Source organism: Streptomyces sp. NPDC044704 (assembly GCF_056433525.1).
Genome location: NZ_JBWKGY010000001.1, coordinates 361,637 through 386,472, shown reverse-complemented (window position 1 = coordinate 386,472; position 24,836 = coordinate 361,637). Strand labels below are relative to the sequence as shown.

General features: G+C 73.4%; 21 protein-coding genes, 1 tRNA gene and 1 pseudogene. 12 read left to right on the top strand and 11 right to left on the bottom strand.

The features are described 5' to 3' along the window. Positions 1-137: 137 nt before the first annotated feature. The 3 genes from AC07B0_RS01770 to AC07B0_RS01760 form a co-directional block, all read right to left on the bottom strand. Positions 138-1,421: an ATP-binding protein gene (locus AC07B0_RS01770; RefSeq protein WP_478896203.1), complete on the bottom strand. Its 1,284-nt coding sequence runs from the start codon at positions 1,419-1,421 to the stop codon at positions 138-140. A gap of 38 nt (positions 1,422-1,459) precedes the next feature. Further along, the gene (gene cseB / locus AC07B0_RS01765) at positions 1,460-2,134 is read right to left on the bottom strand and encodes a two-component system response regulator CseB (protein ID WP_478896694.1); all 675 of its coding nucleotides are present in this window, start codon (positions 2,132-2,134) and stop codon (positions 1,460-1,462) included. Positions 2,135-2,520: 386 nt separating this feature from the next. Continuing rightward, positions 2,521-3,567, bottom strand: a complete 1,047-nt coding sequence (locus tag AC07B0_RS01760) for a PucR family transcriptional regulator (protein ID WP_478896201.1) — start codon at positions 3,565-3,567, stop codon at positions 2,521-2,523. A gap of 404 nt (positions 3,568-3,971) precedes the next feature. Here AC07B0_RS01760 and AC07B0_RS01755 point away from each other — a divergent pair, with 404 nt between their 5' ends. Continuing rightward, positions 3,972-4,511: an EF-hand domain-containing protein gene (locus AC07B0_RS01755; protein ID WP_478896199.1), complete on the top strand. Its 540-nt coding sequence runs from the start codon at positions 3,972-3,974 to the stop codon at positions 4,509-4,511. Between the two features lie 66 nt (positions 4,512-4,577). Here the strand turns inward: AC07B0_RS01755 and AC07B0_RS01750 are convergent, their stop codons facing one another. The 5 genes from AC07B0_RS01750 to AC07B0_RS01730 all read right to left on the bottom strand — a co-directional run bounded on the left by AC07B0_RS01750 (position 4,578) and on the right by AC07B0_RS01730 (position 10,342). After that, the gene (locus AC07B0_RS01750) at positions 4,578-4,781 is read right to left on the bottom strand and encodes a cold-shock protein (RefSeq protein ID WP_328929665.1); all 204 of its coding nucleotides are present in this window, start codon (positions 4,779-4,781) and stop codon (positions 4,578-4,580) included. A gap of 256 nt (positions 4,782-5,037) precedes the next feature. Continuing rightward, the gene (locus AC07B0_RS01745; RefSeq protein ID WP_478896197.1) at positions 5,038-6,066 is read right to left on the bottom strand and encodes a phosphotransferase family protein; all 1,029 of its coding nucleotides are present in this window, start codon (positions 6,064-6,066) and stop codon (positions 5,038-5,040) included. Between the two features lie 74 nt (positions 6,067-6,140). Beyond that, positions 6,141-7,622 (bottom strand): serine/threonine-protein kinase, encoded by a 1,482-nt coding sequence (locus tag AC07B0_RS01740; protein ID WP_478896195.1) that lies wholly within the window; start codon positions 7,620-7,622, stop codon positions 6,141-6,143. Positions 7,623-7,627: 5 nt separating this feature from the next. After that, complete coding sequence (locus tag AC07B0_RS01735; protein WP_469378839.1) at positions 7,628-8,425, bottom strand: serine/threonine protein kinase; 798 nt, start codon at positions 8,423-8,425, stop codon at positions 7,628-7,630. 396 nt (positions 8,426-8,821) lie between these two features. After that, positions 8,822-10,342, bottom strand: a complete 1,521-nt coding sequence (locus tag AC07B0_RS01730; RefSeq protein ID WP_469378841.1) for a DUF8189 domain-containing protein — start codon at positions 10,340-10,342, stop codon at positions 8,822-8,824. Positions 10,343-10,619: 277 nt separating this feature from the next. Here AC07B0_RS01730 and AC07B0_RS01725 point away from each other — a divergent pair. Beyond that, a pseudogene (locus AC07B0_RS01725) lies at positions 10,620-11,343 on the top strand (helix-turn-helix domain-containing protein); the annotation flags it as partial. A gap of 352 nt (positions 11,344-11,695) precedes the next feature. Here AC07B0_RS01725 and AC07B0_RS01720 read toward each other — a convergent pair. Both AC07B0_RS01720 and AC07B0_RS01715 read right to left on the bottom strand, forming a co-directional pair. Further along, entirely contained in the window at positions 11,696-12,271 is a 576-nt protein-coding gene (locus AC07B0_RS01720; RefSeq protein ID WP_478896192.1) for a MepB family protein, read from the bottom strand. A gap of 55 nt (positions 12,272-12,326) precedes the next feature. Continuing rightward, entirely contained in the window at positions 12,327-13,085 is a 759-nt protein-coding gene (locus AC07B0_RS01715) for an SDR family NAD(P)-dependent oxidoreductase (protein WP_478896190.1), read from the bottom strand. A gap of 176 nt (positions 13,086-13,261) precedes the next feature. Between AC07B0_RS01715 and AC07B0_RS01710 the strand changes: the two genes are divergently transcribed. The 10 genes from AC07B0_RS01710 (at position 13,262) to AC07B0_RS01665 (ending at position 24,081) form a co-directional block, all read left to right on the top strand. Further along, positions 13,262-14,164, top strand: a complete 903-nt coding sequence (locus AC07B0_RS01710) for an AraC family transcriptional regulator (protein ID WP_469378847.1) — start codon at positions 13,262-13,264, stop codon at positions 14,162-14,164. 239 nt (positions 14,165-14,403) lie between these two features. Continuing rightward, on the top strand, positions 14,404-15,687 hold the full coding sequence (locus tag AC07B0_RS01705) for a phenylacetate--CoA ligase family protein (RefSeq protein WP_356878100.1): 1,284 nt from the start codon (positions 14,404-14,406) through the stop codon (positions 15,685-15,687). Then, complete coding sequence (locus tag AC07B0_RS01700; protein ID WP_478896187.1) at positions 15,684-17,051, top strand: MFS transporter; 1,368 nt, start codon at positions 15,684-15,686, stop codon at positions 17,049-17,051. Before AC07B0_RS01705 ends, AC07B0_RS01700 begins: the two co-directional genes overlap by 4 nt. Continuing rightward, positions 17,048-18,193 (top strand): GNAT family N-acetyltransferase, encoded by a 1,146-nt coding sequence (locus AC07B0_RS01695; protein WP_478896185.1) that lies wholly within the window; start codon positions 17,048-17,050, stop codon positions 18,191-18,193. Before AC07B0_RS01700 ends, AC07B0_RS01695 begins: the two co-directional genes overlap by 4 nt. Further along, positions 18,190-19,338 carry a LuxE/PaaK family acyltransferase gene (locus AC07B0_RS01690; protein ID WP_478896183.1) on the top strand — a complete coding sequence of 383 codons (1,149 nt, stop codon included), beginning with the start codon at positions 18,190-18,192 and terminating at the stop codon, positions 19,336-19,338. Before AC07B0_RS01695 ends, AC07B0_RS01690 begins: the two co-directional genes overlap by 4 nt. Further along, positions 19,335-21,893 carry an acyl-CoA reductase gene (locus tag AC07B0_RS01685; protein WP_478896181.1) on the top strand — a complete coding sequence of 853 codons (2,559 nt, stop codon included), beginning with the start codon at positions 19,335-19,337 and terminating at the stop codon, positions 21,891-21,893. The genes AC07B0_RS01690 and AC07B0_RS01685 overlap by 4 nt, the downstream gene beginning before the upstream one ends. Before the next feature lie 26 nt (positions 21,894-21,919). Continuing rightward, a tRNA-Trp gene (locus tag AC07B0_RS01680) sits at positions 21,920-21,994 on the top strand. Positions 21,995-22,267: 273 nt separating this feature from the next. After that, positions 22,268-22,801 (top strand): DoxX family protein, encoded by a 534-nt coding sequence (locus AC07B0_RS01675; protein ID WP_356878095.1) that lies wholly within the window; start codon positions 22,268-22,270, stop codon positions 22,799-22,801. Positions 22,802-22,939: 138 nt separating this feature from the next. Further along, a complete protein-coding gene (locus AC07B0_RS01670) occupies positions 22,940-23,185 on the top strand; it encodes a hypothetical protein (protein ID WP_356878094.1) in 246 nt (81 codons plus the stop codon). A gap of 209 nt (positions 23,186-23,394) precedes the next feature. Then, on the top strand, positions 23,395-24,081 hold the full coding sequence (locus tag AC07B0_RS01665; protein WP_469378859.1) for a DUF4937 domain-containing protein: 687 nt from the start codon (positions 23,395-23,397) through the stop codon (positions 24,079-24,081). On the opposite strand, the gene AC07B0_RS01660 is transcribed toward AC07B0_RS01665, so the two are convergent. Then, the gene (locus AC07B0_RS01660; RefSeq protein WP_469378862.1) at positions 24,057-24,707 is read right to left on the bottom strand and encodes a uridine kinase family protein; all 651 of its coding nucleotides are present in this window, start codon (positions 24,705-24,707) and stop codon (positions 24,057-24,059) included. The genes AC07B0_RS01665 and AC07B0_RS01660 overlap by 25 nt on opposite strands. Between the last annotated feature and the right edge of the window lie 129 nt (positions 24,708-24,836).

The following is a 24,836-nucleotide window of genomic DNA, read 5'->3' as shown; positions in this document are numbered from 1 at the left end:
TCTTCGGGTGCGGACGGCGCGTGGAGACGCGTGGGGGTGCACTTCGAAGGGTGTCCGGGGGACGTATCGGGACCGGGGCCACCGTGTATCGGCCGCCGCTCCGCCGTGTAGCGGTTCTGTAGGGGCGGGCTCCCGGGTCAGGTCGCGGGCAGGCGCAGGGTGGCCACCGCTCCCCCGTCCGGGGCGTTGTCCAGGCGCAGCTCGGCGCCGAGGACCCTGGCCTGGCCCAGGGCGATGGTCAGGCCCAGGCCGTGGCCCGTACCGCGTTCCTTCGCGCCCGTGTGGAAGCGGCGGGGGCCGTCGAGCAGCAGTTCCCGGGGGAAGCCGGGGCCGTGGTCGCGGACGACGACCGTACGGCCGTCGACGGTGACCACCACCGGGGTGTGCCCGTGCCGGTGGGCGTTGACGACGAGGTTGCCGACGATGCGTTCGAGGCGGCGCGGATCGGTCTCCACGGTCTCCCCGGTCCCTGCGGGCCCGGTTCCGGCGCGCCGGGCGTCGGGGTCGGCGACGGCGTCGGTGACGGCGTCGGTGACAGTGACGGTGGTCTCGGTGTCGAGGCCGGTGCGGGCCACGGCCTCGGCGACGACCGCGCCGAGCGGGACGCGGGCGCGTACGGGCTGTTCGGCGCCGGCGTCCAGCCGGGAGATCTCCAGCAGGTCCTCGACGAGGGCGCGCAGGTCCCGCACCCGGGCCCGGAGCAGGTCCTCCGTCTCTCCGGGCGGCAGCAGGTCGGCGGCGATCAGCAGGCCGCCGACGGGGGTGCGCAGCTCGTGGGCCACGTCCGCGGTGAACTGGCGTTCGGTGCGGAGCCTGCGGCTGAGGCTGTCGGCCATGAGGTCGACGGTGGCGGCGATGTCGGCCACCTCGTCGCGGCCCTTGGTCGGACCGGTCCGGGCGTCCAGGTCACCGGCGGAGATCCGGTCCGCGGTCTCGGAGACCTGCCGCAGGCGGCGGGCGAGCAGCCCGGCTCCGTAGACCGCGAGGGGCGTGGCGGCGGCGAGGGCGACGAGCGAGGCGACCGCCATGATCACGTCGAGGCGTCGCAGGTCGTAGAGCTCGGAGCTCATGTTGATCTGGACGGCCAGCACCCGGCTGCCCGGGCCGTCGATCCGCTGGGCGGCCCAGACGCTCGGGCCCACGTTCCCGTCGACGCGGGCGTCGCGGGCCGTGTGCCGGTCGCCGTCGGACGGGCGGTCCAGGGCGGCGGGCAGGCCGGGCGGATCGAGTTCGGCACCGTCGGCGAGGGTTCCGGTGCGCCGGTAGACGTCCATGGCCGAGTACAGCGTGTTGACGGCGCGTGCTTCGGCCCGGCTGTGGATGTCCTGGGCGGTCCACAGGTGGACCAGTACGCCCACGGCCGCCGCGACCAGGCAGGCCGTGGCCGCGGCCAGTGCGGCGATCTTCCAGCGCAGGGGCACGCGGTCCGGCCTCGGCCGGCGGAGACGGCGCACCGGCCTCAGCGCCTGAGCTTGTAGCCGAAGCCGCGGACCGTCTCGATCCGGTCGCGGCCGAGCTTGCCGCGCAGCCGCTGCACGCACAGGTCCACGACCCGGCTGTCGCCGTCCCAGCCGTAGTCCCACACGTTGCGCAGGAGGGTGTGCCGCTCCAGCACGATGCCCGGGTGGGCGGCGAACTCCAGCAGGAGCTTCAGCTCGGTCGGGGTCAGTGCCACCGGGCTGCCGGCGACGCGTACTTCCAGGCCGCCGGTGTCGATGGTCAGGTCCCCGAAGACCAGCGGTTCCCCCTCGGGCCGCGACGGCACGCCGTCCCCCGGAGCTCCGGGGACGGGCTCGGGTGCGGGGGCGTAGGTCGCCCGCCGCAGGAGCGAACGGATGCGGGCCACGAGCACGTACGTGTCCACGGGCTTGACCACGTAGTCGTCCGCCCCGGCCTCCAGCCCCGCGACGACGTCGAGCCCGTCGCCGCGGGCGGACATCATCAGCACGGGCACCAGGCTGGTCTCCCGGACCCTGCGGCAGAGGCCGATCCCGTCGAGGCCGGGCAGCATCACGTCGAGGATCAGCAGGTCGAAGCTCTCGTCGCGGAAGAGTTCGAGCCCCGTCAGCCCGTCGGCGGCGGTCTCCATCCGGTAGCCGTAGCGCTCCAGGGCGACGGTGAAAGACCGGCGCATCAGGGCGTCGTCCTCCACCAGCAGCACGCGAACGGGGCGCGGAGGGGCCGGAGCGGGGGCGGACGAGGACACGGGCGGATGACTCCTGGTCGGTGGTTCGGGCGGCGGCCGGGCGGGGGTCCCGTACGGTCACGCGCGGCGGGGCCCGAAAGGAACGATATGACAGACTCCGGGCACGTCGGCCACCTCGCGGCGGGCCCGCCCGAGGCCCCGCACGGCCCCGTCCGCCCGTTCGAGCCCAGGTCAGCCCGTACGACAGGGCTCGTACGGCCGCCGGTTCCGGGTGCTCCGGGCCGTGGCGCCCGGAACCACCGATGGCCAACGAAGCGCTCCCTGATACCCGACCGATACAAACCCGGTTCCGTGACCGGAGAGGTCCGCCCGGGTCACGGCACCGGTGTGTCGTCGAGGAGCCGCCACGCGGTGAGGGCGAGCCTGACCCGCATCAGGCCGGTGGGATCGGTGAGTTCGATGCCCAGGGTCCTTCCGATCTGTTCCAGCCGGCGGGCGACGCTGCTGTGGTGCAGGTGGAGCCGGGCGGCGGCCCGGCGGAGGGAGCCGGTGGCGCAGTAGGCGTCCAGGGTCTCCAGGTCCTCCGGGCTGTCGGCGATCCGGCCGATCGCGGCCACGTCGGTGTTCTCCCGCACGGCGTCCGGGGGGACCACGGCCAGCAGCGCCAGCGCTCCCAGGTCGTCGTAGCGGACGACCGGCCGGCGTGAGGTGGTGAAGCGCAGGGCCGTGCGGGCTTCCCGCCACGACCGGTCGGGGGCGTCGGCGACGCCGATGCCCGCCCTGACGCCCGCCGGGAACCGGTCCCGGTCGACGGTGGTGGCCAGGATGACGCCCACGTCGGTGAGGGAGGCCGCCTTCACCGGGCGGGCCGGGCAGAGCAGACCGCCGATCCGGTCGAGCGGAAGCCGCGACCGTACGGCGACGACGCGGACCGGCTGCCCGGCGGGAAACCCCAGGAGCCGCAGCGCCCGGGCTCTGGACGCCTCGTCGCCGTCGGAGCTGACCGCCAGCTCGACGAGGGCGGGGTCGGCCATGGTGGTACGGGTCGGACCGTACCGCTCGACGACGGCCGCGGTGGCGAGGGCGAGCCGCTCCAGCAGCACTTCGTCGAGCGGATGGGGCGGCCCGGCGCGCTCCAGCCACACCGTGCCGATCTCTTCCTCGTCGAGGGTGACCGGTGTGGTGCTGGACGCGGGTGGCTGCGGGCCGGCGGTTTCCCCGCCGTCGGGCGACACGCGGATCACCCGGCCCGTGCCGTGCAGCCGGATGCCGGCCACGCATTCGGCCAGCCCCGCCGAGGACCGGGCCAGCGCCGGCACGTCCACCCGCCGGCGCATCAGCGTGTCGTAGAACGCGACGACGCGGATCGCGCCTTCGACGTGCGGGTCCAGGTGCGACAACCGTTCGGCCAATGCCTCCATGCCCAGAGGGTACCGACGCCGTGCGGCGCCGGTCGGCGCGCGATCCGGGGCTCTTCCCCGACGAACGGCGGATCCAACGCCCATGACGGGGGCGGGGTTTGGGCGGGCAAGCCCTCAAGCACGTCCTCGCCCTCGACGAGGGTCACCGCTTCCCCCACGTGGAACGGGCCGGGGCGGGTGACGTCAACTGCGGCCTGCGGTCGTCTTCGTGAGCACGTCCCCGTCGTGGAACCCGCGCGAACGGCCGTCGGGCGCCGGCGAACGCCGGGCTGCGGGTGACGCTTCGCGCGCATGTGCCCGTGGGGCGGTGAGCGCGCTCCGACCTATAGTTACGCGCTGTCCGCCACCTCGCGGGGCGGCCGACGGCGGTTCACGGTTCGGTTCGGCGTCGAGGGAGGCCGCTCATGGCCAGCGTGTTTCAGGAGCGCAAGCTCACGGGGATGTTCGCCGCGTTCGACGCGGACGGCGACGGCTACCTGCGCGAGGAGGACTTCACGGCGCTCGTGGCCCGCTGGAGCCGCCTGCCGGGGGTGGGCCCCGGGACCGAGCTCCGCGCGCGGGTGGAGGTACTGCTGATGAGCTGGTGGGCCGCCCTGCTGGAGGCCGGTGACGCCAACGGTGACGGTGCGGTCGACATGGGCGAACTGCTCTCCCTCGTCGACAGGCTGCCCGCCATGGCCGCGGAGGTGACCGCGACCGCGGACACCGTCTTCGACGCCGTGGACTCCAACGGTGACGGCCGGATCTCCCCCGAGGAACACCGCAGGCTCGTCGAGACCTGGAACGGCCGGCCCGTGGACATGACGGGCGTCTTCGAACTGCTCGACCTGAACGGCGACGGCCACCTCAGCCGCGAGGAATTCGCGCTGCTGTGGCACCAGTTCTGGACCAGTGACGATCCCGCGGAACCGGGCAACTGGCTCTGCGGCCGGTTCTCCGCCTAGGGAGTCGGAGACGTCACCCGCCCCGGGGCCGTGGGGCTCCGGGGCGGGTGGCTACGGCTGCACGGGTCAGGCGGCGGTGATGTTCTCCGCCTGCGGGCCCTTCTGGCCCTGCGTGATGTCGAAGGTCACGGCCTGGCCTTCCTGGAGCTCGCGGTACCCGGTGGAGTTGATGTTGGAGTAGTGGGCGAAGACGTCAGGTCCGCCGCCGTCCTGCGCGATGAAGCCGAAGCCCTTTTCGGAGTTGAACCACTTCACGGTCCCGCTGGCCATGGTCATGCCTCTCAGTCGATGTCGGATCCGCACCGCGCGGACCCGGAGGTGATCGCCCTGGTCCGGCATGCACTGCACAGCAAAACGCCCACGCCAGGGCGCGGGCAGGTACTGCGAACCACGACAGCTGAGCTGAAGCTACACGCCGGAACCGCCTATCACCAGAGAGCAACGAACACTGATTCCGAACTCGGGGATCTTGACCGAGATCCGTCGGGGACCAGTCGGGGATCATGATCGTCGTGCCAGGCGGTCACTACGGCCGTTTTGTCGGTACTGACCGAAGTGCGGGCCACCGGACGAGTACCTGCCGCCGCATGCCGGCGGTCAGGCCGCTCACTCCGGCGAGAGGGGTGTGACCGGCGGTGATCCGGCTGACGACCCCGAGGCGGTGGAGGAGCCGCTGCCGCGCCGTCGCCGTACCCCACTTCCAGTCCCGGTGCGGGATCCGGGCCAGGTGGTCGGTGCTTTCCCGGCGGGCCCGCTCGACCAGCGCGTCGCCCCGGAGCAGCCAGCCGGTGCACGCGTCGGCGAGGCCGTCCCGCAGCTCGGCCCCGGTGGCGTCGCGCCACGCGGTCCGGTAGGCGCGCTCCGCCCGTTCCAGCAGCGGCTCGGACGCCGCCGTGACACACCAGCAGGTGGGGAACCCGATGCGCAGGTAGGCCAGCTCCATCACGCCGCTGCCCAGGGACGCCTGCTCGAAGTCGACGAACCTGATGCCCTCGGGGGTGTGGAGGTCGTTCCCGGGGCAGGGGTCCCCGTGGAGGAGGGCGTGGCCGGATGCCTGGCCGAGCCGCTCCACGAGGTCGTCGAGTTCACCGGCGACGCCGGGCGCGACGGGGACCCGGAGGGCTTCGGCCAGTGCGAGGAAGGAGTGGACGTCGCCCCGGTCCGGGCCCTTCCACCGGGGCAGTGCCCCCGCGTCCTGCGGGCCTGCGGCGGCGTGCAGGCGGGCCAGCGCGGCCGCGTAGCCGACGGTCCAGTCCCCGGCCGGGCGCCGGTGGTCCAGGTGCTCCAGCACGAGCACCCGCTCGCCGGGATCGGCGGCCAGCAGCGCGGGCACCACGGGGGGCCGCACCCGTGCGGCGAGCCGCAGGGCGGTCACTTCCCGGGCGTAGCGCCCGTCGGCGTCCGGGCCGTCGACGATCTGTTTCACCACCGCCGTCGTCCGCGGCAGCTCCACGCGCCACACCCGCGAGCGCGGGCTGCTGCCCAGTCGGCGCGAGCGCCCGGGTGGCCCCAGCTCGGCCCGCAGCCCGTCCCCGAACGGCATTCGTGACCACACGGGTTCATGCTCCCACGGGCCGCCGCCATGCGGTACGGGGGCGGGCGGGCCCCGTCCGGGCGCGGCGGCGGAGGTCAGCGGGCCGCCGTGGTGCGGTGCGGGCACCTCGGGAGTTCCGGCCGGTCCTTCGTCCGGACGGCCGGCAGCCAGGCCGTGGCCCGGGCGGCGCCCGGCTGGGGAAGCCGTACGCGGAACCAGCCGGTGGACTGGAGGTCCTCCTCGTCGATGACGGCCTGACCGCCCGGCATCTGGCATTCGGCGTCGAGGACGTCACCGTGCCACACCCGGGTCGGTACGACGTTCTCGGCGGCGTAGGGCCGCATCGGGTCGATCGCCAGGCCGAGACTGCACTGCGGGTCCCGGTCCGCCCGTTCCTGGCATCCGCGCTCGGCATTGAACACCCTTACCCGACCGGGTGGTTCACCGGTCCCGGCCGGGGGTGCGGCCGGGGCGGCCCGTCCGGAGTACGACCAGAGCGCCGCGCCCGCCGCGCCGCACACCGTGACGGCGAGGAGAGCGGCCCGGGTGCGGCGCCATCCGCGGACCGGGGGGCGCCGGGGCGCGGTCCGCGGCCTTCCCGACCCCTCGGCGCCGATCCGCCGCAGGAGGCTGTCGGCCGTGTGCGCGGCGCGGGCGGTGTGGGTGGGGGCCAGGCAGTCGGCGGCCAGCGCGCGCCAGAACTCCGGCACCGCGGTGTCCATCCGTAACGGAGCCCGCCCCTCGGCGTACTCCTGCACAGCGGCGCCGCGCGCGGCCGCAGTGGCCCCGGGGAAGGGTGAGGCTCCGGAGGCGAACACCTCGTGGATGACGATGCCGAGGGCCCAGACGTCGGCGCTCGGCCGGACCTGTACGCCGAGTTCGCCGAGCGGGGCCCGCCAGCGCTCGGGCGGGAGGTAGTCCAGGGTGCCCATCGGGGGTCCGTGGCCGTGCGTGCCGGTCAGTTCGGTGGCGAGGCCGAAGTCCGCGAGTTTGACGGAGCCGTCGGCGCCGATGAGGACGTTCTCGGGTTTGAGGTCGGAGTGCACCCAGCCCGCGCGGTGCAGGTGGGCCAGTCCCTCGCAGACGCCGGCGATCAGCCGGCCGCCCTCGACCTCGGTCACCCCGGCGTCGATCAGGTCGCGCAGGCTGCACCTGGCCCGTTCCATGACGAGGACGATCGCCCCGTCGAGGGCGGGGTGGTCGGGTGCGCAGAGGACCACCGAGTCCAGCAGCCGGACGAGCCGGGGATGCCCCGTGCGGCGGGCGAGGTCGACCTCCCGGCGGGCGGCTTCGGCGACGCCCCGGGCCTGGCGGGGAGCGAGCCCGGCGGTCGGCATGACCTTGAGGGCGACCTCGCCCGGCTGCCGGTCACCGTCCCGGCCGAGCCGCCGGTCCGTCGGGTTCCGGCCGTCCGGGCCGTCCGGGCCGTCGGCGGCGGGCCGTCCGGCGTACACGGTGGCCCAGCCTCCGGCCCCGATCGGCCCGGTGACCTCCCATTGCCCCACCCGGTGCCCCGGGGGAAGGAGTTCCGTCCGTTCGCTTCCCCACGAGGCGCCCGGGCCCCGTACCGGTGCCACAGCCCCTACCGTCCCCGCGCGGCCGGCTCGGTCCGGGGCGGCAGCAGCGCGAGGTGCTCCTCCCGTACGATGCCGAACCGCAGCGCGAGACCGACCACGGCCTCGCGCTTCCCGTTCCGGCGGTCCCCCCTGGCCGTCCCGGCACTCCGGGGGGCGCCGGTCCGCAGCTTCTCCTCGGCGAGGTAGTCGATGTGCGAACTGACCGCGCGCGGAGTCAGCCTGGCGTAGGCGGCGTGGCCCCGGAGCCGCTCCACCACCTGGGGGGTGGTCGGTACGGCGACCGGTGACTGGTCGCGCAGCCAGGGTTCGCACAGGGCCACCAGCACCAGGAAGTATGTGGCCGTCTCGTCGAGGGAGTACGCCGTGACCGTACGGCTCTCCCACGGCCCGCCGGTGCCCGGCGGGTCCAGGTAGACGTGGTCCGGCGCGAACACCTGGAAGGAGACGGTGGTGTCGCGGCGCGTGGGCAGCACCACGCGGGAGAACTCGAAGGGGATGGGCGCCCCGGCGCGCCGGGGCGGCACCCGCAGGTACTCCCCGGCCCCCTCCGGGTTCTCCACCAGGTAGCTGTGGGTGGTGCTGTGGTTGCTCAGCTGCCAGTGGTCGTCGGTCACCCGGATCTCACCGGCGAGCCGTGAGATCGCGGCGTCGGCGAGCCGGAGCTCGACCGGCCTCGTCGACGAGCCGCGCCCGAAGCGGGCCCGTTCTCCCGGGCCGAGCCTGAGGGTCACCGCCCCGCCGTACGGCTCCCCGTCGGCGACGCCTCCGCTCCCCTGCGGCAGATGGACGACTACGCCGCTCACCGCTCCCCCTGTCCCCGTCCCCGGTCCCGCGCGTCGACAGTTGTCATACACACCGAACGCTACCGCCCGCACACGGAAGTTCACCGCGCGGCATCGGCCACTTCCTGGCCCGCCGGTGCGCCGGGCAAGGCGTCGAATCCGGGGCGAATGGTCCGTTCGGTTCGCGGGGAGGGTGGCCGTGCGGCAGCCGTTACGGGCTCACGCGGCGGCCGTGCGAGGGCCGTTGACGGCCCCTGTGACCTCGCCTGGCCGGAACTCGGCGCCGTCGGCCCGACGGGAGCGAACCGCAGTGCAGGGCCCCGGACCGGGGGGTCCCCGCGCCCCGGGGCGTCACACGGTGAGAAAGCCGGAGCGGACCGGTGCGACCGGGTGTGAGGAACGGCCCCGGGTGGGCTGTCAGTTGACGGCGGGGCCGGACGTGTCGCCGACCCACGCCCATTCCGACCACGTGGAGGCGCCGGTCTGCCACTTGTGGAAGACACCCGCGGCGCCGGCTCCGAACACCTCGATGCGGCCGTCGGCATTGGTCGCCGCGGCGATCTCGGTACCGCCGTCTCCGAAGGGCGCCCACTGCGCGTAGGGTCCGTTCGCCCCGGTCTGCCAAGCGTGCATCGCGGTGCTCCCGTCGATGGCGAACACCTCCACCCGCCCGTCCGGAGAGCGGTCACTCGCCAGTTGAGAGTCCGCCGGTCCGCCGGCCGCCTCCCAGCCGGACCAACTCGACGGCCCCGTCTGGTACTTGTGGAACACCCCGACCGGTCCGGAGGCGAACACCTCCAGCCGCCCGTCCGCGTTGTGGTCCACCGTCAGATCACGACCGCCCCCACCGAACTCCTCCCACTGCGACCAGCCACCATTGACCGCCGTCTGGTACTGGTGCCGGAACACCTCGCCGTTCAGCGCGAACACCTCCAACCGGCCGTCAGCGGACTTCTCCATCTCCAGCCGGCCCGCCACCGGACCCCCGCCCGTCGCCTCCCACCCCGACCAGCCACCGTTCACCACCGTCTGATACCGGTGGAACACCCCCACCGGCCCCGAAGCGAACACCTCCAGCCGGCCGTCCCCGTTCGCCCCCACCGCGAGATCCCGCCCGCCCCCACCGAACGGCTCCCACCCCGACCAGCCCCCCGAAGCCGCCAGCTGATACCGGTGCTGCAACACCTCCCCGTTCACCGCGAACAGCTCCAACCGCCCGTCCCCGTTCGCCGCGATCCCCAACTCCGCACCAGCCGGACCCCCCAACGCCTCCCACGCCGACCAACCCGCATTCACCCCCAACTGCCACGCGTGGTACACCCCGTCCCCACCCGCCACGAACACCTCCAACCGACCGTCCGCCGACCGGGCCGACACCACCCGCCCCGATTCCGCCGGGTAGGTCAGCGGCACCGGCTGGGGGGTGGTCCCGGGGGTGCAGGGCAGTCGCACACCGCGTTCTTCGAGGTAGGGGACGGGGTCGATGCCGTGGTTCATGGACGTGTCGGGCCGCACCCGCAGGTGCAGGTGGGGGCCGCTGGACTGGCCCTCGCTGCCCATCAGCGCGATCCGCTGTCCGGCCACCACGCGGTCGCCCACGGAGACGTCCCGGTGGTACATGTGCCCGTACTCGGTCACGGTGCCGTCGACGTGCAGGATGCGGATCCACTGCCCGTATCCGTCGGCCGGCCCCGAGTTGATCACCTCGCCGTCGCCGACGGCGTGGATGGGGGTGCCGTGGTCGGCGGCGATGTCGATGCCGTCGTGGTCACCACCGTGGTACTGGGTCACGGAGCCGGACGTCGGGCACGAGCCGGGGAAGCCGGCCGGCCGGGCGGCGGCGGGCGTCGCCGGCGCCAGTACCAGCGCCGGCAGCAGGGCGGCCGTCGCCGTGAGGACGACGTGCAGGGCGCGGCGGATCGGGCGGTGCGCGGTCAACGCGGCCTCCTGGTCGGGAGCGTGACGAACGAACGGGGTCGCCCGCCGCGCCCACCCGCGGGGGCGTGCGTACGGCACCGGCCGGGCACGGGGTCGGACGGATCCGTCCGACCACCGGTCCGGAACCTAGCGGAGCCCCCTCCCCGGCAGCACCCGGAACCTTCCGGACTGACACCACCCACCAGGTCCGCTAGTGCCGTGGCCACATAGGTTGGCCGGGGTTGGTGGTCGGGGCGGTTGGATGTGCGGTGATGTTCGTCCGATCGTTGGGGGTGTGGTGGCTGAGCCTGTCCGTGTGCGCAGGTGGACCGACCAGGAGGGGCGGAAGCTGCAGCAGATCGTGCGCCGGGGCAGCACCAGTTCGGTGCGCCACCGGCGCGCGATGATGCTGCTGGCCTTGGCCGGCGGGAACCGGGTACCGGTGATCGCCCAACTGGTGCACGCCGACGAGGACACCGTCCGCGACGTGATCCACCGGTTCAACGAGATCGGCCTGGCCTGCTTGGACCCTCGCTGGGCGGAAGGCCGTCCCCGCCTTCTCAGTCCTGACGACGAGGACTTCGTCGTCAGGACGGCCATCACCCGCCCGACCAAGCTCGGCCAGCCCTTCACCCGCTGGTCCATCCGCAAACTCGCCGCCTACCTGCGGAAAGTCCACGGCCGCGTCATCCGGATCGGCCGCGAGGCGTTACGGTCCCTACTTGCCGCCGCGGCATCACCTTCCAGCGAACCAAGACGTGGAAGGAGTCGCCCGACCCCGAGCGCGACGCCAAGCCCCGACCTACGCGTCCTGGGCCAACCCCATCGAGGCCCACTTCGGCCCGCTGCGACAGTTCACCGTCGCCAACTCCCACCACCGCAACCACACCGTGCAGACCCGGGCCCTGCACGCCTACCTGCGCTGGCGCAACAAGAACGCCCGCCACCCCGACGTCCTCGCCGCCCAGCGGAAGGAGCGGGCCCGCATCCGCAGTGAGAAGGGGATCAGATGGGGCGGCCAGGAGCAGTACCGTGCCGGCATGACAAACAAGCGACAGCCGTTCTGGCGCACCCTCGGGACACCGGCGACCCTGGTCCTGTTCCGAACCCCGGACAGGTGGCGGTACGCCGTCTATTTCACCGGACCGGCCGGCGTTGCCGACGGCGCACTCGCTGATCCTCCCTCCTCTTCCGAGCCAGATATCGCGCAGGCGGCCCTCCTGCACAAGGCCGAGGAACTCACCCGCCGACAGCTTGAGGTCCTTTGGCACGAATCCAATCAACCGGACTCGTGGACTGGGACCGTCGCCAGCGCGAGCCCGTGTCCACCTGCCTGAACCCGGCGAACCGATGTGGTCAGAGCACTAGACACCGTCATGCCGGGGGGTGGTACAGCCTTTCGGCTCGGGCGGAGTCGAGGGGGCTGTCCGGGCGCAGGTCCAGGAAGTGGTCCAGTTGCCACGCCTGTGCGCTCCGGGCCTGGCGGTTGGTGGTGGTCACCCAGGGCGGGTAGACGCGGAAGGCTCGTTTCCCGCCGGAACCGCCCTCGGATACGACTCCGTGCCGACGGAGGGCGTGCATCGGAATGACGAACTGGCCGAAGTGGTGGTCGTCCCGACAGCTGATGACGAACAGGTCGACGGGATCCGCGGCGTCGAAGGGCTGGATGGGGCCGCCCGGGGTCCTCTTCCACACGGTGACGAACTGACCGACCTTGGTGGGCGTCGTCCTGGCCGCGCGGAACCGGATGGCGAGGCCGTCCAGGGTGAACGTGTGGGCCGCGTAGTCCGCGCTCTCGGCTTCGGGGACCGGCTGCGAGCACGTGAACCCGCAGGGGTCGTAGACGAGTTTCTTCGCCGCGAGGAGATCGGGGTGGGTCCCGGTGGTGTCCGGCCACGGTGTCCGTGCGTCCGGTCGGGGACGGGATGGGTGTTCGCCGCGCGTCGTCATTGGTTCACCCTGTCACGGGTACGTGCGCGGCCCGGCCACCGGCCCGATGTCCGGCCTAGAGGTTGTAGCCGCCGGACACCTCGATGTTCTGCGCGGTGATCCAGCGGCCTTCCTCGGAGAGCAGGGAGGCGATGACCATGCCGATGTCCTCGGGTTCGCCCACCCGGCCGAGCGCGGTCTTCGCCGCGAGCTCCGGGATCACCTCCGGGAACCGCTCGAAGGCGTCGTCGCCGAGCCGGGTGCGGGTGGATCCGGGCGAGACGGCGTTGACCCGGATGCCGCGCCCGCTGAACTCCTTGGCCATGTAGCGGGTCAGTACGTTCAGGCCGCCCTTCATGGTCGCGTACGCTGAGAAGCCCTCCGTCATGCCCGAGGAGAGTGCGGAGTTGCTGCTCGTGTTCACGATCGCCCCGCCGTCCTCCATCAGGGGCAGCAGCGTCTGGGTGAGGAAGTACGGCCCCTTGAGCAGGACGCGTGACAGCGCGTCGAAGAGTTCCTCGGTCGTGTCCTGGAACATCGACATCTGCGCGAACCCGGCGTTGTTGACCAGGTGGTCGAAGGTGTCGCGCCGCCAGGTGTCGCGGAGCGCGCCGGCCACCGCCTCGCGGAAGGCCGGGAAGCCGGCGCTCCGACCGACGTCCAGCGGCAGTGCGACCGCCGTGCCGCCCTCCTCCTCGATCGCCGCGACGGTGTCCAGGGCGCCCTGCCGGTTGCTGCTGTAGGTGAGGATCACGCCCACGCCCCGCTTCGCGACCTGGATCGCCGCGCCCTGTCCGATGCCGGAGCTGCCACCGGTGATGATCGCTACCTGCATGATGTTCCTCCTGCACATGAGTGGCGCCGGCGGCGCCACTGGGGAATCTCGACTCCTTCATCGAACCACCATGACCTGCGCGATCGAAAGAACGATGCTCCTGCATGCTTGCACGATCCTACTTTTTCCCGGACCCTGCGCTGGACTCGGTCACCCCCTGGTGCTTCCATCGGGACATGCCCCTGGATGAGCTCCGCTCCCTCCTGGCCCGGCACGCCGGCCCGGAGCTGACCACCGCCGTCGACGACGTGCTGATCTCCCGCGTCGAGGAGCCCGGGGACCCCTCGGCGTCCATGACGGGCACGGTGATGGCGCTGATCGCGCAGGGCGCGAAACGGCTGGCGCTGGGCCCGCGCGTGTACGAGTACCGTGCCGGGCAGTACCTCGTCGCCTCGGTGGACCTCCCCGTGACGGGCCACTTCACCGAGGCGAGCCCGGAGCGGCCCGCGCTGGGCTTCGGCCTGACGTTGCGGTCGTCCGCGATCGCCGAGCTGCTGTTGCAGGCCCCGGCGGGAGCCGTCCCGCGCCACGCCGACGCACCCCTCGGCATCGCCGTGAGCGACGCCTCCGCGCCGCTCCTCGACGCGGTGGTGAGGCTGCTGCGCCTGCTCGACCAGCCGCGCGACAGGGAGGTGCTCGCACCGCTCGTCAAGCGGGAGATCCTCTGGCGGCTGATCACCGGTGACCAGGGCGCGACCGTCCGCCAGCTCGGCCTCGCCGACAGCAACCTGGCCCACGTCTCCCGGGCGGTGAAGTGGATCCGCGAGAACCACGCGACGTCCTTCCGGGTAGAGGAGCTGGCGCAGCTCATCGGGATGAGCCCGTCCGCCTTCTACCGCAATTTCCAGGCCGTCACGGCCATGAGCCCGATCCAGTTCCAGAAGCGGATCCGGCTCCAGGAGGCCCGGCTCCTGCTGGCCGCGCACCCCAAGGACGTCGCGGGCGTCGGATACCGCGTGGGCTACGACAGTCCGTCCCAGTTCAGCCGCGAGTACCGGCGCCTCTTCGGCGCGCCGCCCAGCCAGGACGCCGCCCGCCTCCAGGGCGCGACGGTCGGCGCCACGGTGCCCCTGCCCTGAGCGCGGGCAGAAGAAACTGACGGCTAAAGCCACATTGGCCGGAAGTCTTTGGTCAATTTGGTGGCACGAGCGGTGATGTTTCATCATTGTGACCGCACGTCAGTTCTCGACGTGCGTCGAGGAGGCGGGGGCGCCGGGGGGTCCCCCGTTCAACCGGCCGGTCCCGCAGGCGAGTTCCCACTTCCGCCGTGCGCGCCGTCGTGGCTCCCGTCCCGCTCCCGTCACCTAGGCAAAGGCCCATGTCCGCCCTGCAACTCTCGGACCTCATACGTTTCGCCCGTCACAACTCACCGTTCTACCGGGACCTCTACGCGTCCCTCCCGCCCCTCACCGACCGCCTCACCGACCTGCCGGTGGTCGACCAGAAGGAGTTCTGGGCGGCCAACACCCTCCACGACAACCGCGTGCTGACCGGCCCGCTCAGCGAGGCCACGGTCTACAAGACCGGCGGCACCACCGGGTCCCCCAAGTTCTCCGTGTACACCCGCGACGAGTGGCGCACGTTCGTCACCTCCTTCGGCCAGGGCCTCGTCGACACCGGTCTGCGACCCGGCCACCGCGTCGCCGACCTCTTCTACGCCGGGGAGCTGTACGCCAGCTTCCTCTTCGTCCTCGACTCCCTGGCCCACGCGCCCGTGGACAACGTGCGCCTGCCCATCGGCGGCGGCGCTCCGCTGGAGTCCACGATCCCCACCCTGCGGGACCTCGCCGCCCAGGTGCTGACCGGTACGCCCACCACCCTGTGCCGGCTCGCCGAACAGGTGATCTCGTCCGGGGCCCGGCTCGACGCGGTGGAACTGCTCCTCTTCGGCGGCGAAGCCCTCTTCGACGACCAACGGCGCCTGCTGGCGGCCGCGTTCCCCCGGGCCGAGGCCCGTTCCGTCGGGTACGCCAGTGTCGACGCAGGGCTCCTCGGCCGCCCCGTACCCGGTGAGGACGCCCGGGTGCACCGGGCGTTCACCCCGTACGCGGTCGTCGAGATCCTCGACGACACCACCGACGAGCCGATCACCGAACCGGGGCGGCCCGGCCGGGTGGTCGTCACCAGCCTGTTCCGCCGCCTCATGCCGGTCATCCGCTATCCGGCCGGGGACCGGGCCGAATGGACCGGCACCGGGCCCGGGCACTTCCGGATCCTCGGCCGCGCCGAGGAAGGCGTACGGGTGGGACCCGTGTCCCTGTACACCCAGGACGCCCAGGACGCCGTGGCCACGGCGGACACCGCCGGGCGCGTGGTCGGCGTACAGCTCGTGGTCCGCCGCTGGGAGGGCCGCGACGGGCTCGTCCTGCGGCTGGCGACGGCCCCCGGCGACAGCGCCCCGGGCGAGGCCGCGGCCGGCCGGGCGGCGCTGGCCAGGGCCGTCGTCACGGAGCTGGAGACCGCACGCCCGTTGTATCCGGACAGCGTGCGCGCCGGTTTCGTGCACCCGCTGTCCGTGGAGTGGGCGCGCCACCGCGACCTCGCCGTCAACCCGCGCTCGGGCAAGCTCGTCCGGGTCCTCGACGAGAGGCCGACGGCGTGAGCGCCCCCTCCCCGACAGCGAACCCGACCGGGACCGGGCCCGAAGCCGAGGCCCGCCCGGAAGCCGGGATCCACCCCGAAGGCGGGGCCCACGCCGAGCCCGGAACCGAAGGGGCGACCGGCGTCCGGCGCGCCCCGCTGGTCCTGCGCAACCGCGCCTTCGGCGCCGTGTGGCTCGGCCAGGTCCTGGCCCAGGCCGCCGTCCGCATGTTCCAGGTCGGCGTGTCCTGGTGGATCGTCTCCCGCGCGGTCCGCGACGCGCCCGGACTGGCCTCCGGTCTGTTCATGGCCGCGTGCACCCTGCCCGCCGTGGCACTGGCGCCCGTCGTGGCCGCGGCCGTCGCCCGGTTCGCGCACCGTTCGGTGCTGCGGACCGCCGCCGCACTGGCCGGGGCCGCCTCCGCCGCCCTCGCGCTGTGGGCGCACGGCGGCGGCCCGCCCCTCGCGGCCGTGTACGCCGCCGCCCTCGCCCTGGCCACCTGCCAGGCGTTCTTCGACCCCTGCCTGACCACCTCGGTGCCCGAACTCGTCGACGACGCCGACATCGAGACGGCCACCGGCTTCGAACTGTCCACCCAGTCCCTCGCCGGCCTCGGCGGAGCGCTGCTCGGCGCCCTGACCGTCGACCGGGCCGGTGTGGCCGGCCTGGCCGCCGGCTGCGCCGCCGCCTACCTCGGCGCCGCCCTGCTCATCACGAGCGCCCGCTTCCGCACCGCGAGCACCGCACCCGACCCGGCGACCGCGCCCACGCCCGAGCGGCGCACCCTGCGCCGCATCCTCGGCGAACTCCCCTACGTGCGGCGGATCCTGATCTGCTTCACCGCGGCGAACCTCTTCACCACCGCCGTGTTCGTCGTCATCCCCCTCTACACCCGCTCGGTGCTCCACGGCGGTGGCGGCACCGTGGCCCTGCTGGAGGCCTCCCTCGGCGCCGGCGCGCTCATCGGCGCCTTCACCGGAACCCGCGTACCGGGACGGCCCACGGTCGCGGGCGCCTGCTGCCTGGGTCTGATGGCCGTCGCCCTGGCGCTGCCCGGGCTGGTCGCACACCGTCCCGTCGTCGCGGGCTGCCTCGCCGTGGCCGGCTGGTGCGCCGGGGCCGTCAGCGTCCGGTTCGTGGCCCTCTTCCAGCGGCTGGTGCCCGCCGCCGACAAGCCCGGCTTCTTCGCCGTCATGCAGGCCGTACTGGGTGCCTCGCTGCCGGTCGCGTCCCTGCTGTTCGGCGCGGCCGGCGACCTCCTCTCGCCGCGGACTCTGTGCCTCGTGCAGGGCGCCGGCCTGGTCCCCGCCGTCTGCGCGCTGGCCCTGCTCGGCCCGGGAACGCCCCCACCGCCCACCGCAGCCGCAGCGGGAGGCGAGCGGTGAGCCCCGTGATCGCCCCGGCCACCGGCGCGGACATCGCCGAACTGCGCCAGCTCTACTACGCCGTCTACGGACCGCACTACCCCGTGGCCCTCGGCACCGACCCGGCCGAGATGGCCCGCCTGATGGCGGACCCGCACTCCCTGTGGCTCGTCGCCCGCTGCGCTGACACCGGGGCGCTGACCGCGTCCGCGGCCGTCCACGGCGAGGAGGGCAGCCGCATCGGCCGCCTGGAGGGCATCGCCGTACACCCCGGGCACCGCTCGGCGGGCCTCGCCGCCGCCCTCACCGAGGCGCTGTGCGCCGGGATGCTGGACACGGGGCGGCTGGACTCGGTGTACGCGACCGTACGCACCGTCAGCGCCGGCCCCCAGCGCGTCGTGGCCCGCAACGGGTTCCGCCCGCTGGGCATCCTGCCCAACGCGGTGGATCTCCGCAGCCGCGAAAGCCTCGCGCTCTACGCGCGTCACTCCGCCGGAGTGCTCGACCGCCGCATCCCCGTCACCGAAGTGCCCGCCCCGCTGCTGCCGTTGCTGCGCACCACCGAGTCCGCGCTCGGCATCCGCTACCCCGGGGTCCGCGCCACCTCCGCGCCGCCCCCGGCGCCCGCACCCCGCGGAGCCGCCGAACGGCTGGAGATGATCGAGGCACCGGCCTTCGTACGGCGCCGCTTCCGCGAGCGGTTCCCCGGCGCCGAGGGCTGGTTCTACCCGCTGCACACCCCGAACGTGCTGCTCACCCCCGAGGACGGCCGGTTCGAGGTCTACGCCTACCTCAACCGCGCCGGCGGGTACTGCTCCCTGCTGACCGCCCACCCGGACCCGGCCGCCGCGGCCGGGTACCTCGAACCCGTCACCCGGGCCCTGGCCCGCGCGGGAGCGGGCTACGTCGAGGCCCTCGTACCGCTCGCGCACCACGAGGCCCTCTCCTCCTTCCTGGCCCAGGGGTTCGTCGCCGGGGCGCTCTACCCGGCGATGCGCGCGGACGGCGAGGGCTTCCACGACTACGCCGTCCTGTCCCGCTCCAGCGAGCGCATCGACTTCCGCGGCGTCGCCGTCGAACCGCCCCTCCAGCCCTATCTGGACTGCTACGTGTCGGCCTGGGCGTCGGCACACCTGCCCACATCATCCGAGGTTGCCCCATGAACCCCCATCTCGCGCCGGTCGCCGTACCCGACCCGGCCCTCCTGCCCCACGTACAACGTCTGTGCGACCTGACCGACCCCTACGCCCACGGTCCCGCGGCGGACGAACTGTTCGCCGCCGCCATGGCGGAGACCAACGCCTGGCACACCGAACGCTCCCCGTTCTTCCGCTCCCTGTACGAGGCCACTCCCCCGGCGGAGCCGTACCGCACCCCGCTCGTCCACGCGAACTTCTTCAAGCGGCACGAGGTGCTCTCCATCCCCCGCGAGGACGTCGAACTGCATCTGACCTCCTCCGGAACCACCGGCCAGAAGTCGCAGATGTTCTTCGACCACTGGACGATCCGCTCCGCCCAGCGCATGGTCGCCCGGATCTTCGAACGCAACGGCTGGATCACCCCGGACCAGGAGGTCAACTACCTCCTGTACAGCTACGAGCCGGCCCCCTCGCTGAACCTGGGGACCGCCTTCACCGACAACTACCTGTGCGACTTCGCCCCCGCGCGCAGCGTCGCGTACGCGCTGCGCAACACCGGCGGCGACCACGAGTTCGACCCCTTCGGCTGCATCGCCGCCCTGCGGCGCTTCGAGCGGGAGGACGCCCCGGTCCGCATCCTCGGCTTCCCGGCCTTCCTGTTCTTCACCCTGGAGCGGATGCGGGCCATGGGGCTGCCACCGCTGCGCCTGCCCGAGGGCTCCCTCGTGGTCCTCGGCGGCGGCTGGAAGGGGCACGCCGACCGGCGCATCGGCAAGGAGGAGCTGTACGCGCGCGTCACCGAGCAGCTCGGCATCCCGGGCGAGCGGATCCGCGACACCTTCGGGTCGGTGGAGCACTGCATCCCGTACATCGAATGCGACCACCACCGGCTGCACGCACCCGTGTGGTCCCGGGTGACGATCCGCTCCACCCGCACCCTCGAACCCCTGCCGTACGGGGAGCGGGGCTACCTGCACCTCGTGTCGCCGTACATCACCTCCGTGCCGGCGCAGAGCGTCGTCATGGGCGACCTCGCCTCCCTCCAGCCGGGCGACGCCTGCGGGTGCGAGCTGGAAACCCCCTGGTTCACCGTGCACGGCCGTGCCGGGGTGAGCCGCAACCGCAGCTGCGCGGTGGCCGCAGCGGAACTGATGAAGGGCATGGCGTGACCGTGACGGAGACCAAGGCCGCCGACGGGCGGACCGGCGACGGCGCCCCCGGCGCGCACCACTTCTGGCAGGGCGCCTTCATCGGCGACGAGGAGGCCGGGCGTCGTCTCGCCGGCCTCCCGGCCGCGGTCGAGGCCGCGCTGACGGCGGAGTTGGAGACCGAGACCGTCCTGGCCGCCTGCGACGCCCTCGCCACCGCCCTGCGCGACCCGGCGCACCCGGTGCGCGCCCGGCTCGCCGCGCACCTGCCCGAAGGGGAGGACCCGGCCGTCCTGACCGAGCTCGGCGGGCTCCTCGGCCGGCGGGAGCTGACCCGCAAACTGCGCCGCGAACTGGGCGACGCGGCGCCGGGCCGGCTGAACCGGGCCGATCCGCGCGAGACGGTCTACGAGGCGTGGGCGCCCGTCGGCCTGGTCGCACACGTCGCCCCGGGCAACGCCGCGACGGTCGCACCGCTGAGCATCGTCGAGGGCCTGCTCGCCGGGAACGTCAACGTGCTCAAGACCAGCGGCGACGACACGCTCCTGACGCAGCACCTGATGGCCGAGCTCGCGGCCCTGGACCCCGGTGGGGCGCTGGCCGCGCGGATCGTCGTCCTGCGCTTCCCCTCCTCCCGGCAGGAGTGGCTGCGCCTCATGTGCGCGCCCGCGGACGCCGTCGCCGTGTGGGGCGGGGAAGGAGCCGTCGCGGGGGTGGCCCCCCATGTGCCGGCCGGCTGCCGGCTGGTGGAGTGGGGGCACCGGATCTCCTTCGCGTACCTGACGCGCGACGCCTGGACGGACGCCCGCACGCTCGACGCCCTCGCGGCCGACGTGTGCCTGCACGAGCAGCAGGCCTGTTCCAGCCCCCAGGTGGTGTACCTCGACACCGGGGACGAGAAGGAGGTGTTCGCGTTCGCCGAGCGGTTCGCCGCGGTCCTCGGGGCCAGGCCGCCGGCCGTCGCCCCCGCCGCGGCGGGCGCAGCGGATCCCGCCGAGGACGCCGAGCTGACCACCACGGAGCTGATGGCCCGGCTGGAGGAACACCTGGGTCTGACGCGGGTGTTCGCGGCGGCCGACGGCTCGTGGCGGGTCATGGCCGACACCCGCTCCCCGCTCACGGCGTCGCCGCTGCACCGCAGCGTGTGGGTCAAACCGCTGCCCCGCGAGCGGATGATCGCCACCCTGCGTCCGATGCGCCGCTACCTCCAGACGGCGGGCATCGCGGGCAGCCGGACGGACATCGCCGAGCTGTCCCGCACCGCGCTGGCCGCGGGCGTCACCCGGGTCACGCCGGTCGGCTCCATGCTGGAGAGCTACGCGGGCGAGCCGCACGACGGCGTCTACGCCCTCCAGCGCTACAGCCGCCGCGTCGCGGTCCGGGCCGACCCGGCCCGCTTCGCCACGACCGCCTGCCTGGACGACCTGGCCCGGCCCGTCGTCCTGCCGCGGCCCACGGGCCCGCTGCGCGGCAAGGAGGACGTACAGCAGCCGGCGCGGGAGCTGGCGCGGGCGGATGCCGAGCTGTACTTCCACAGCGGCGGCAGCACCGGCGCGCCCGCGCTGTCGGTGTTCAGTTACGACGACTACGACACCCAGATGCACGCCGCCGCGCGCGGCCTGCTCGCCGCCGGCTACGACCCGGCCTCGGACCGCACGGCCAACCTCTTCTACTGCGGAGCCATGTACGGCAGCTTCATCAGCTTCTTCTCGGTACTGGAGCGCCTCGGCGGGGTCCAGCTGCCGCTCTCCGCGGGGCCCGACCACCGGGCCACGGCCCGCGCCGTCATCGACCTCGGGGCCGACACCCTCTTCGGCATGCCGTCCTACCTGTGGCAGTTGCTGCACGCGGAGGAGGAAGCGCTGCGCGCGTACGGCGGCCTGCGCAAGGTCTTCTACGGCGGCGAGCACTTCACGCCGGAGCAACAGCGCACGCTGAAGGCGAAGTTCGGCATCGAGACCGTTCGCTCCATCACCTACGGCAGCACCGACCTCGGCCCGTTGGGCTACCAGTGCACCGAGAGCACGGGCGGCGTCCACCACCTGCACGCCGACCTCCACACGATGGAGATCCTGGACCTGGCCGAGGACCGGCCGGTCGCGCCGGGCGAGACGGGGCGGCTGGTGTTCACCACGCACGCCCGGCGCGGCCAGCATCTGGGCCGCTACCTGATAGGCGACCTCGGCCGGGAGGTCCCCGGCCGCTGCCCCTGCGGCCGGCACGCGCCGCGCTTCGAACTGAGGGGGCGCACGGGTGACGTGATGCGGGTGGCGACGTACTTCCTCAACCACCGCCGCTTCCTGGCCCTCGCCGAGGAACCGGGCCGGTACGGAGGCGAGTTGCAGATCCGGCTCGACGGTACGGCGGCACGCGAGCGGCTGACCGTACGGGTGGAGCGGACCGGGCGGACGGACCCGGAACGACTGCGGGAGGTCTTCCTGGCCGGCTATCCGGAACTCCGCTCGGCGGTGGCGGAAGGACTGCTGGACCTGACGGTCGAGGCGGTCGACGGGGCGTCCCTGGACCGCAGCCCGACCAGCGGCAAGCTCCTCACGGTGGTGGACAGGCGGGGCTAGGAAGTCTCTAGGATGGCCGGGAGGGCGGGTCCGTAGCGCAGAGGTCGTCGCGCGCGGTCTCCAAAACCGCGAGGACGCCGGTTCGAATCCGGCCGGATCCGCCTTTCCTGCCCGAATCCCCGACCCGCTGAGCGGGCTGCGCCCCGCCGTACCGGTGGCAGTGGCCGTCGCCGTCGCCGTCTGTGGGGGCTACTCCGTCGGTGTGAGCCGGGGGCGGGCGAAACCGTCGCGGTCGGCCCGGCGAAGGGGCCGGGCGGCCGACTCGCACATCCGCGTGCCGGGCATTTCGCCCGGTTCTTCGCCACTCTGGGCAGGACCGGCGCCACCGGAGGGCACGCCGCCCGCCTCCTTCCGCCCCCACAGAAAGGGCCCCGATGGCCACGACCGCCTTCCCCGCCCCCCGCCGCACCCCGACCGGAAGCACCACCCCCTTCGACGTCGGCCTGCCCGTGCTGCGCCTGGTGCTCGGCTGCATCATGGCCGTCCACGGAACCCAGAAGCTGTTCCGCTGGTTCGACGGCCCGGGCATCAAGGGCACGGGCATGTTCTTCAGCAAGGCCGGCTATCCGGCGGGCGAGACCATGGCGGCGATCGCGGGCCTGACCGAGACGCTCGGCGGCATCGGCCTGATCCTCGGCCTGCTCACGCCGCTCTCCGCCGCCGCCATCGTCGGCGTCATGATCAACGCCATCTCCGTCAAATGGGCCGGCGACGTGATCGGCCAGGCCGGCGTCGAGTTCGAGTCCCTGATCATCGCCGCGGCCGTCACCCTCGCCCTCACCGGCCCGGGCCGCTACGCCCTGGACCGGTTCCTGCCGGTGCTCCGTGACCACCGGCTGGTCCACGGCTTCCTCGCCCTCGCCCTCGCGGTCGTACTGGCGGTCCTGGTGCTGCTGCTGCGGGACTGACGGGACCTGCGGACGGGCCGTCAGGACCGTGGCGGGCCATTGGAGTGACGTGCCGTTTCCCGTGACCTCACCGTCACGTTGAACCGCCAGAACGCGCACCTTTCCTGGCGCGTCGTCCAGAGATCATTGGGAGAAACCATGCGTATGCGCTCCGCCCTCACCGCCTCCGTCCTGGCCGCGGGCATCCTGCTGGGTGGCGCCGGCGCCGCCCTGGCCGACGGCGGCGTCGAGCTCGACCGCTTCGCCGGTGGGCACAAGAGCTACGCGTCCAACTGCTCGTCCGCCGCTGCGGTCCCGGCGGCGTTCGGCCCCGCCTACACCTCGACCTGTGCGAAGGAAGGCGAGAGCGAGTTCGCGAAGTTCGCGCACCTCGGCGCGTTCTGACGCCAAGCGGCAGGACAGGGGCAGTCGACGACCGCGTCGGCTGCCCCTGCGGTGTGTCGGGGGCCCGGCGGCGTCCGGTGACGACACGGCCTAGTCCGCAGGTAGGGGGCTGTCCTGCTACCTCGGACCGATTGACGCCTACCCGGGTCGGCGGGTGATCATCGTGATGATCGTTGGTGTCGGCTCGGCCCGGAGGGGGGCGGTTCAGCATGTGGGGAAAGTGGATCGGCTGCACGGTACCGGTGGCGGCGCGGGGGCGGTTCGCCGCCGCTCAGCGCGCCTGGGCGGCCATCGGCGACCAGCGGGGTCTGGTCGGCCAGGTGGGCGGCTGGGAAGCCGCGACCGGCCGGGCCCGCGTCCTGGGTCTGTGGAGCGACGCGGAGGCGTACGGGCGCTTCATGCGCGATCGGCACGACGAGGTGTTCGCGGGCAGCCGCCAAGGCGAGAGCTGCACCGCGATCGACACGGCCGCCGGGGAGACCGTGCTCGCCATGGCCGGAGAATCGGCTTCCCTGGCCCGCGCCGTGCAGGACGCCCGACTGCTGCGGGTCGCCGACTGCCGGCTCCTGCCGGGCCGTGACGAACGGTTCCTCGACGTCCAGCGCGAGGTGTGGGCACCGGGTATGGCCGCGGCCGGCGGCATGCTCGCGGGCGTCGTCACCCGGCTCGACCCGCACCGGTACCTGGTCACCACCCTCTGGTCCGGCCACGCCGCCCACGAGCGCTACCTCGCCGCGCACTTCCCGGCCCTCAGGGCCCGCGCCGGGCTCCCGGACGACCTCCGGTCGACGACCGGGCACCTCATACCCCTCGAACCGGACTGGTGCGTCCTGCCCACGACGCCGCGAACGGGCGCGGCCCCGCCGCTCCGTCAGGGGCGGGAGGTCAGGGTGTAGACGGGGGCGGCCGTGCCGGACCGGTCCCGCCGCGCCGGGGAGGAACCGGCGAGGACCACGTCCGCGTACCGGTGCGGCGTGTGGGCGGCGAGGTAGCGGTCCTCGGCCGGCATCCATTCGTCCACCCACAGGGAGCGGGCTTCCTCCCCGTCCCGTTCCAGCCCTCGGCTCAGGCGTACCTCTCGGGGCGCGTCGCAGAACACCCGGAAGGTGTAGGCGGAGCGCAGGTCCGCGTGGAGGGCGTGGACACCCTCCACGACGAGCGGGGTGGCCGGCGCGAGGGTGGTCCATTCGGCGAGGCGGTCCTGGTCCCAGTCGTAGCGCTGGTAATGGACGGCGGCGCCGTCGGTGGCGGGGCGCAGTACCTGCTCGTGGAGGCGCCGGAGGTCGAAGTGGGCGGCGACGGCCTGGCCGGTGGTGGCCGGCCGGGCGGCCGAGGGCAGGTGGAAGTCGTCGATGTGGACGACGGCGGCCGGTCCGAGCCGATCGGCGAGCAGCGCGGCCAGGGTGCTCTTGCCCGAGGCACCCGGACCGTCGATGCCGAGCAGCACGGGCCTGCCCTGCTCGGCGGCGCTCGCACCGATCGTCCCGGCCAGTTCCTCGATGTCACAGATGCGTTCGGTCATGGTGCGGCCCGTCCGTCCCCGTCCGTCCCCGTCTTGCCTCGGTCAGGTTGCCCATTGTGCGCCGGGGACCGGGAGGCCGGGGCAGGATGGACCGGGTGGCGCCCCCCTGTGCCGCTCTTTCCGGCGCCC

Coding starts and splice junctions, on each gene's coding strand:
- AC07B0_RS01665 (WP_469378859.1), top strand. CDS start 23,395: ATGTGGGGAAAGTGGATCGGCTGCACGGTACCGGTGGCGGCGCGGGGG.
- AC07B0_RS01690 (WP_478896183.1), top strand. CDS start 18,190: ATGAACCCCCATCTCGCGCCGGTCGCCGTACCCGACCCGGCCCTCCTG.
- AC07B0_RS01660 (WP_469378862.1), bottom strand. CDS start 24,707: ATGACCGAACGCATCTGTGACATCGAGGAACTGGCCGGGACGATCGGT.
- AC07B0_RS01755 (WP_478896199.1), top strand. CDS start 3,972: ATGGCCAGCGTGTTTCAGGAGCGCAAGCTCACGGGGATGTTCGCCGCG.
- AC07B0_RS01760 (WP_478896201.1), bottom strand. CDS start 3,567: ATGGAGGCATTGGCCGAACGGTTGTCGCACCTGGACCCGCACGTCGAA.
- AC07B0_RS01710 (WP_469378847.1), top strand. CDS start 13,262: ATGCCCCTGGATGAGCTCCGCTCCCTCCTGGCCCGGCACGCCGGCCCG.
- AC07B0_RS01670 (WP_356878094.1), top strand. CDS start 22,940: ATGCGTATGCGCTCCGCCCTCACCGCCTCCGTCCTGGCCGCGGGCATC.
- AC07B0_RS01705 (WP_356878100.1), top strand. CDS start 14,404: ATGTCCGCCCTGCAACTCTCGGACCTCATACGTTTCGCCCGTCACAAC.
- AC07B0_RS01720 (WP_478896192.1), bottom strand. CDS start 12,271: ATGACGACGCGCGGCGAACACCCATCCCGTCCCCGACCGGACGCACGG.
- AC07B0_RS01715 (WP_478896190.1), bottom strand. CDS start 13,085: ATGCAGGTAGCGATCATCACCGGTGGCAGCTCCGGCATCGGACAGGGC.
- AC07B0_RS01675 (WP_356878095.1), top strand. CDS start 22,268: ATGGCCACGACCGCCTTCCCCGCCCCCCGCCGCACCCCGACCGGAAGC.
- cseB (WP_478896694.1), bottom strand. CDS start 2,134: ATGCGCCGGTCTTTCACCGTCGCCCTGGAGCGCTACGGCTACCGGATG.
- AC07B0_RS01750 (WP_328929665.1), bottom strand. CDS start 4,781: ATGGCCAGCGGGACCGTGAAGTGGTTCAACTCCGAAAAGGGCTTCGGC.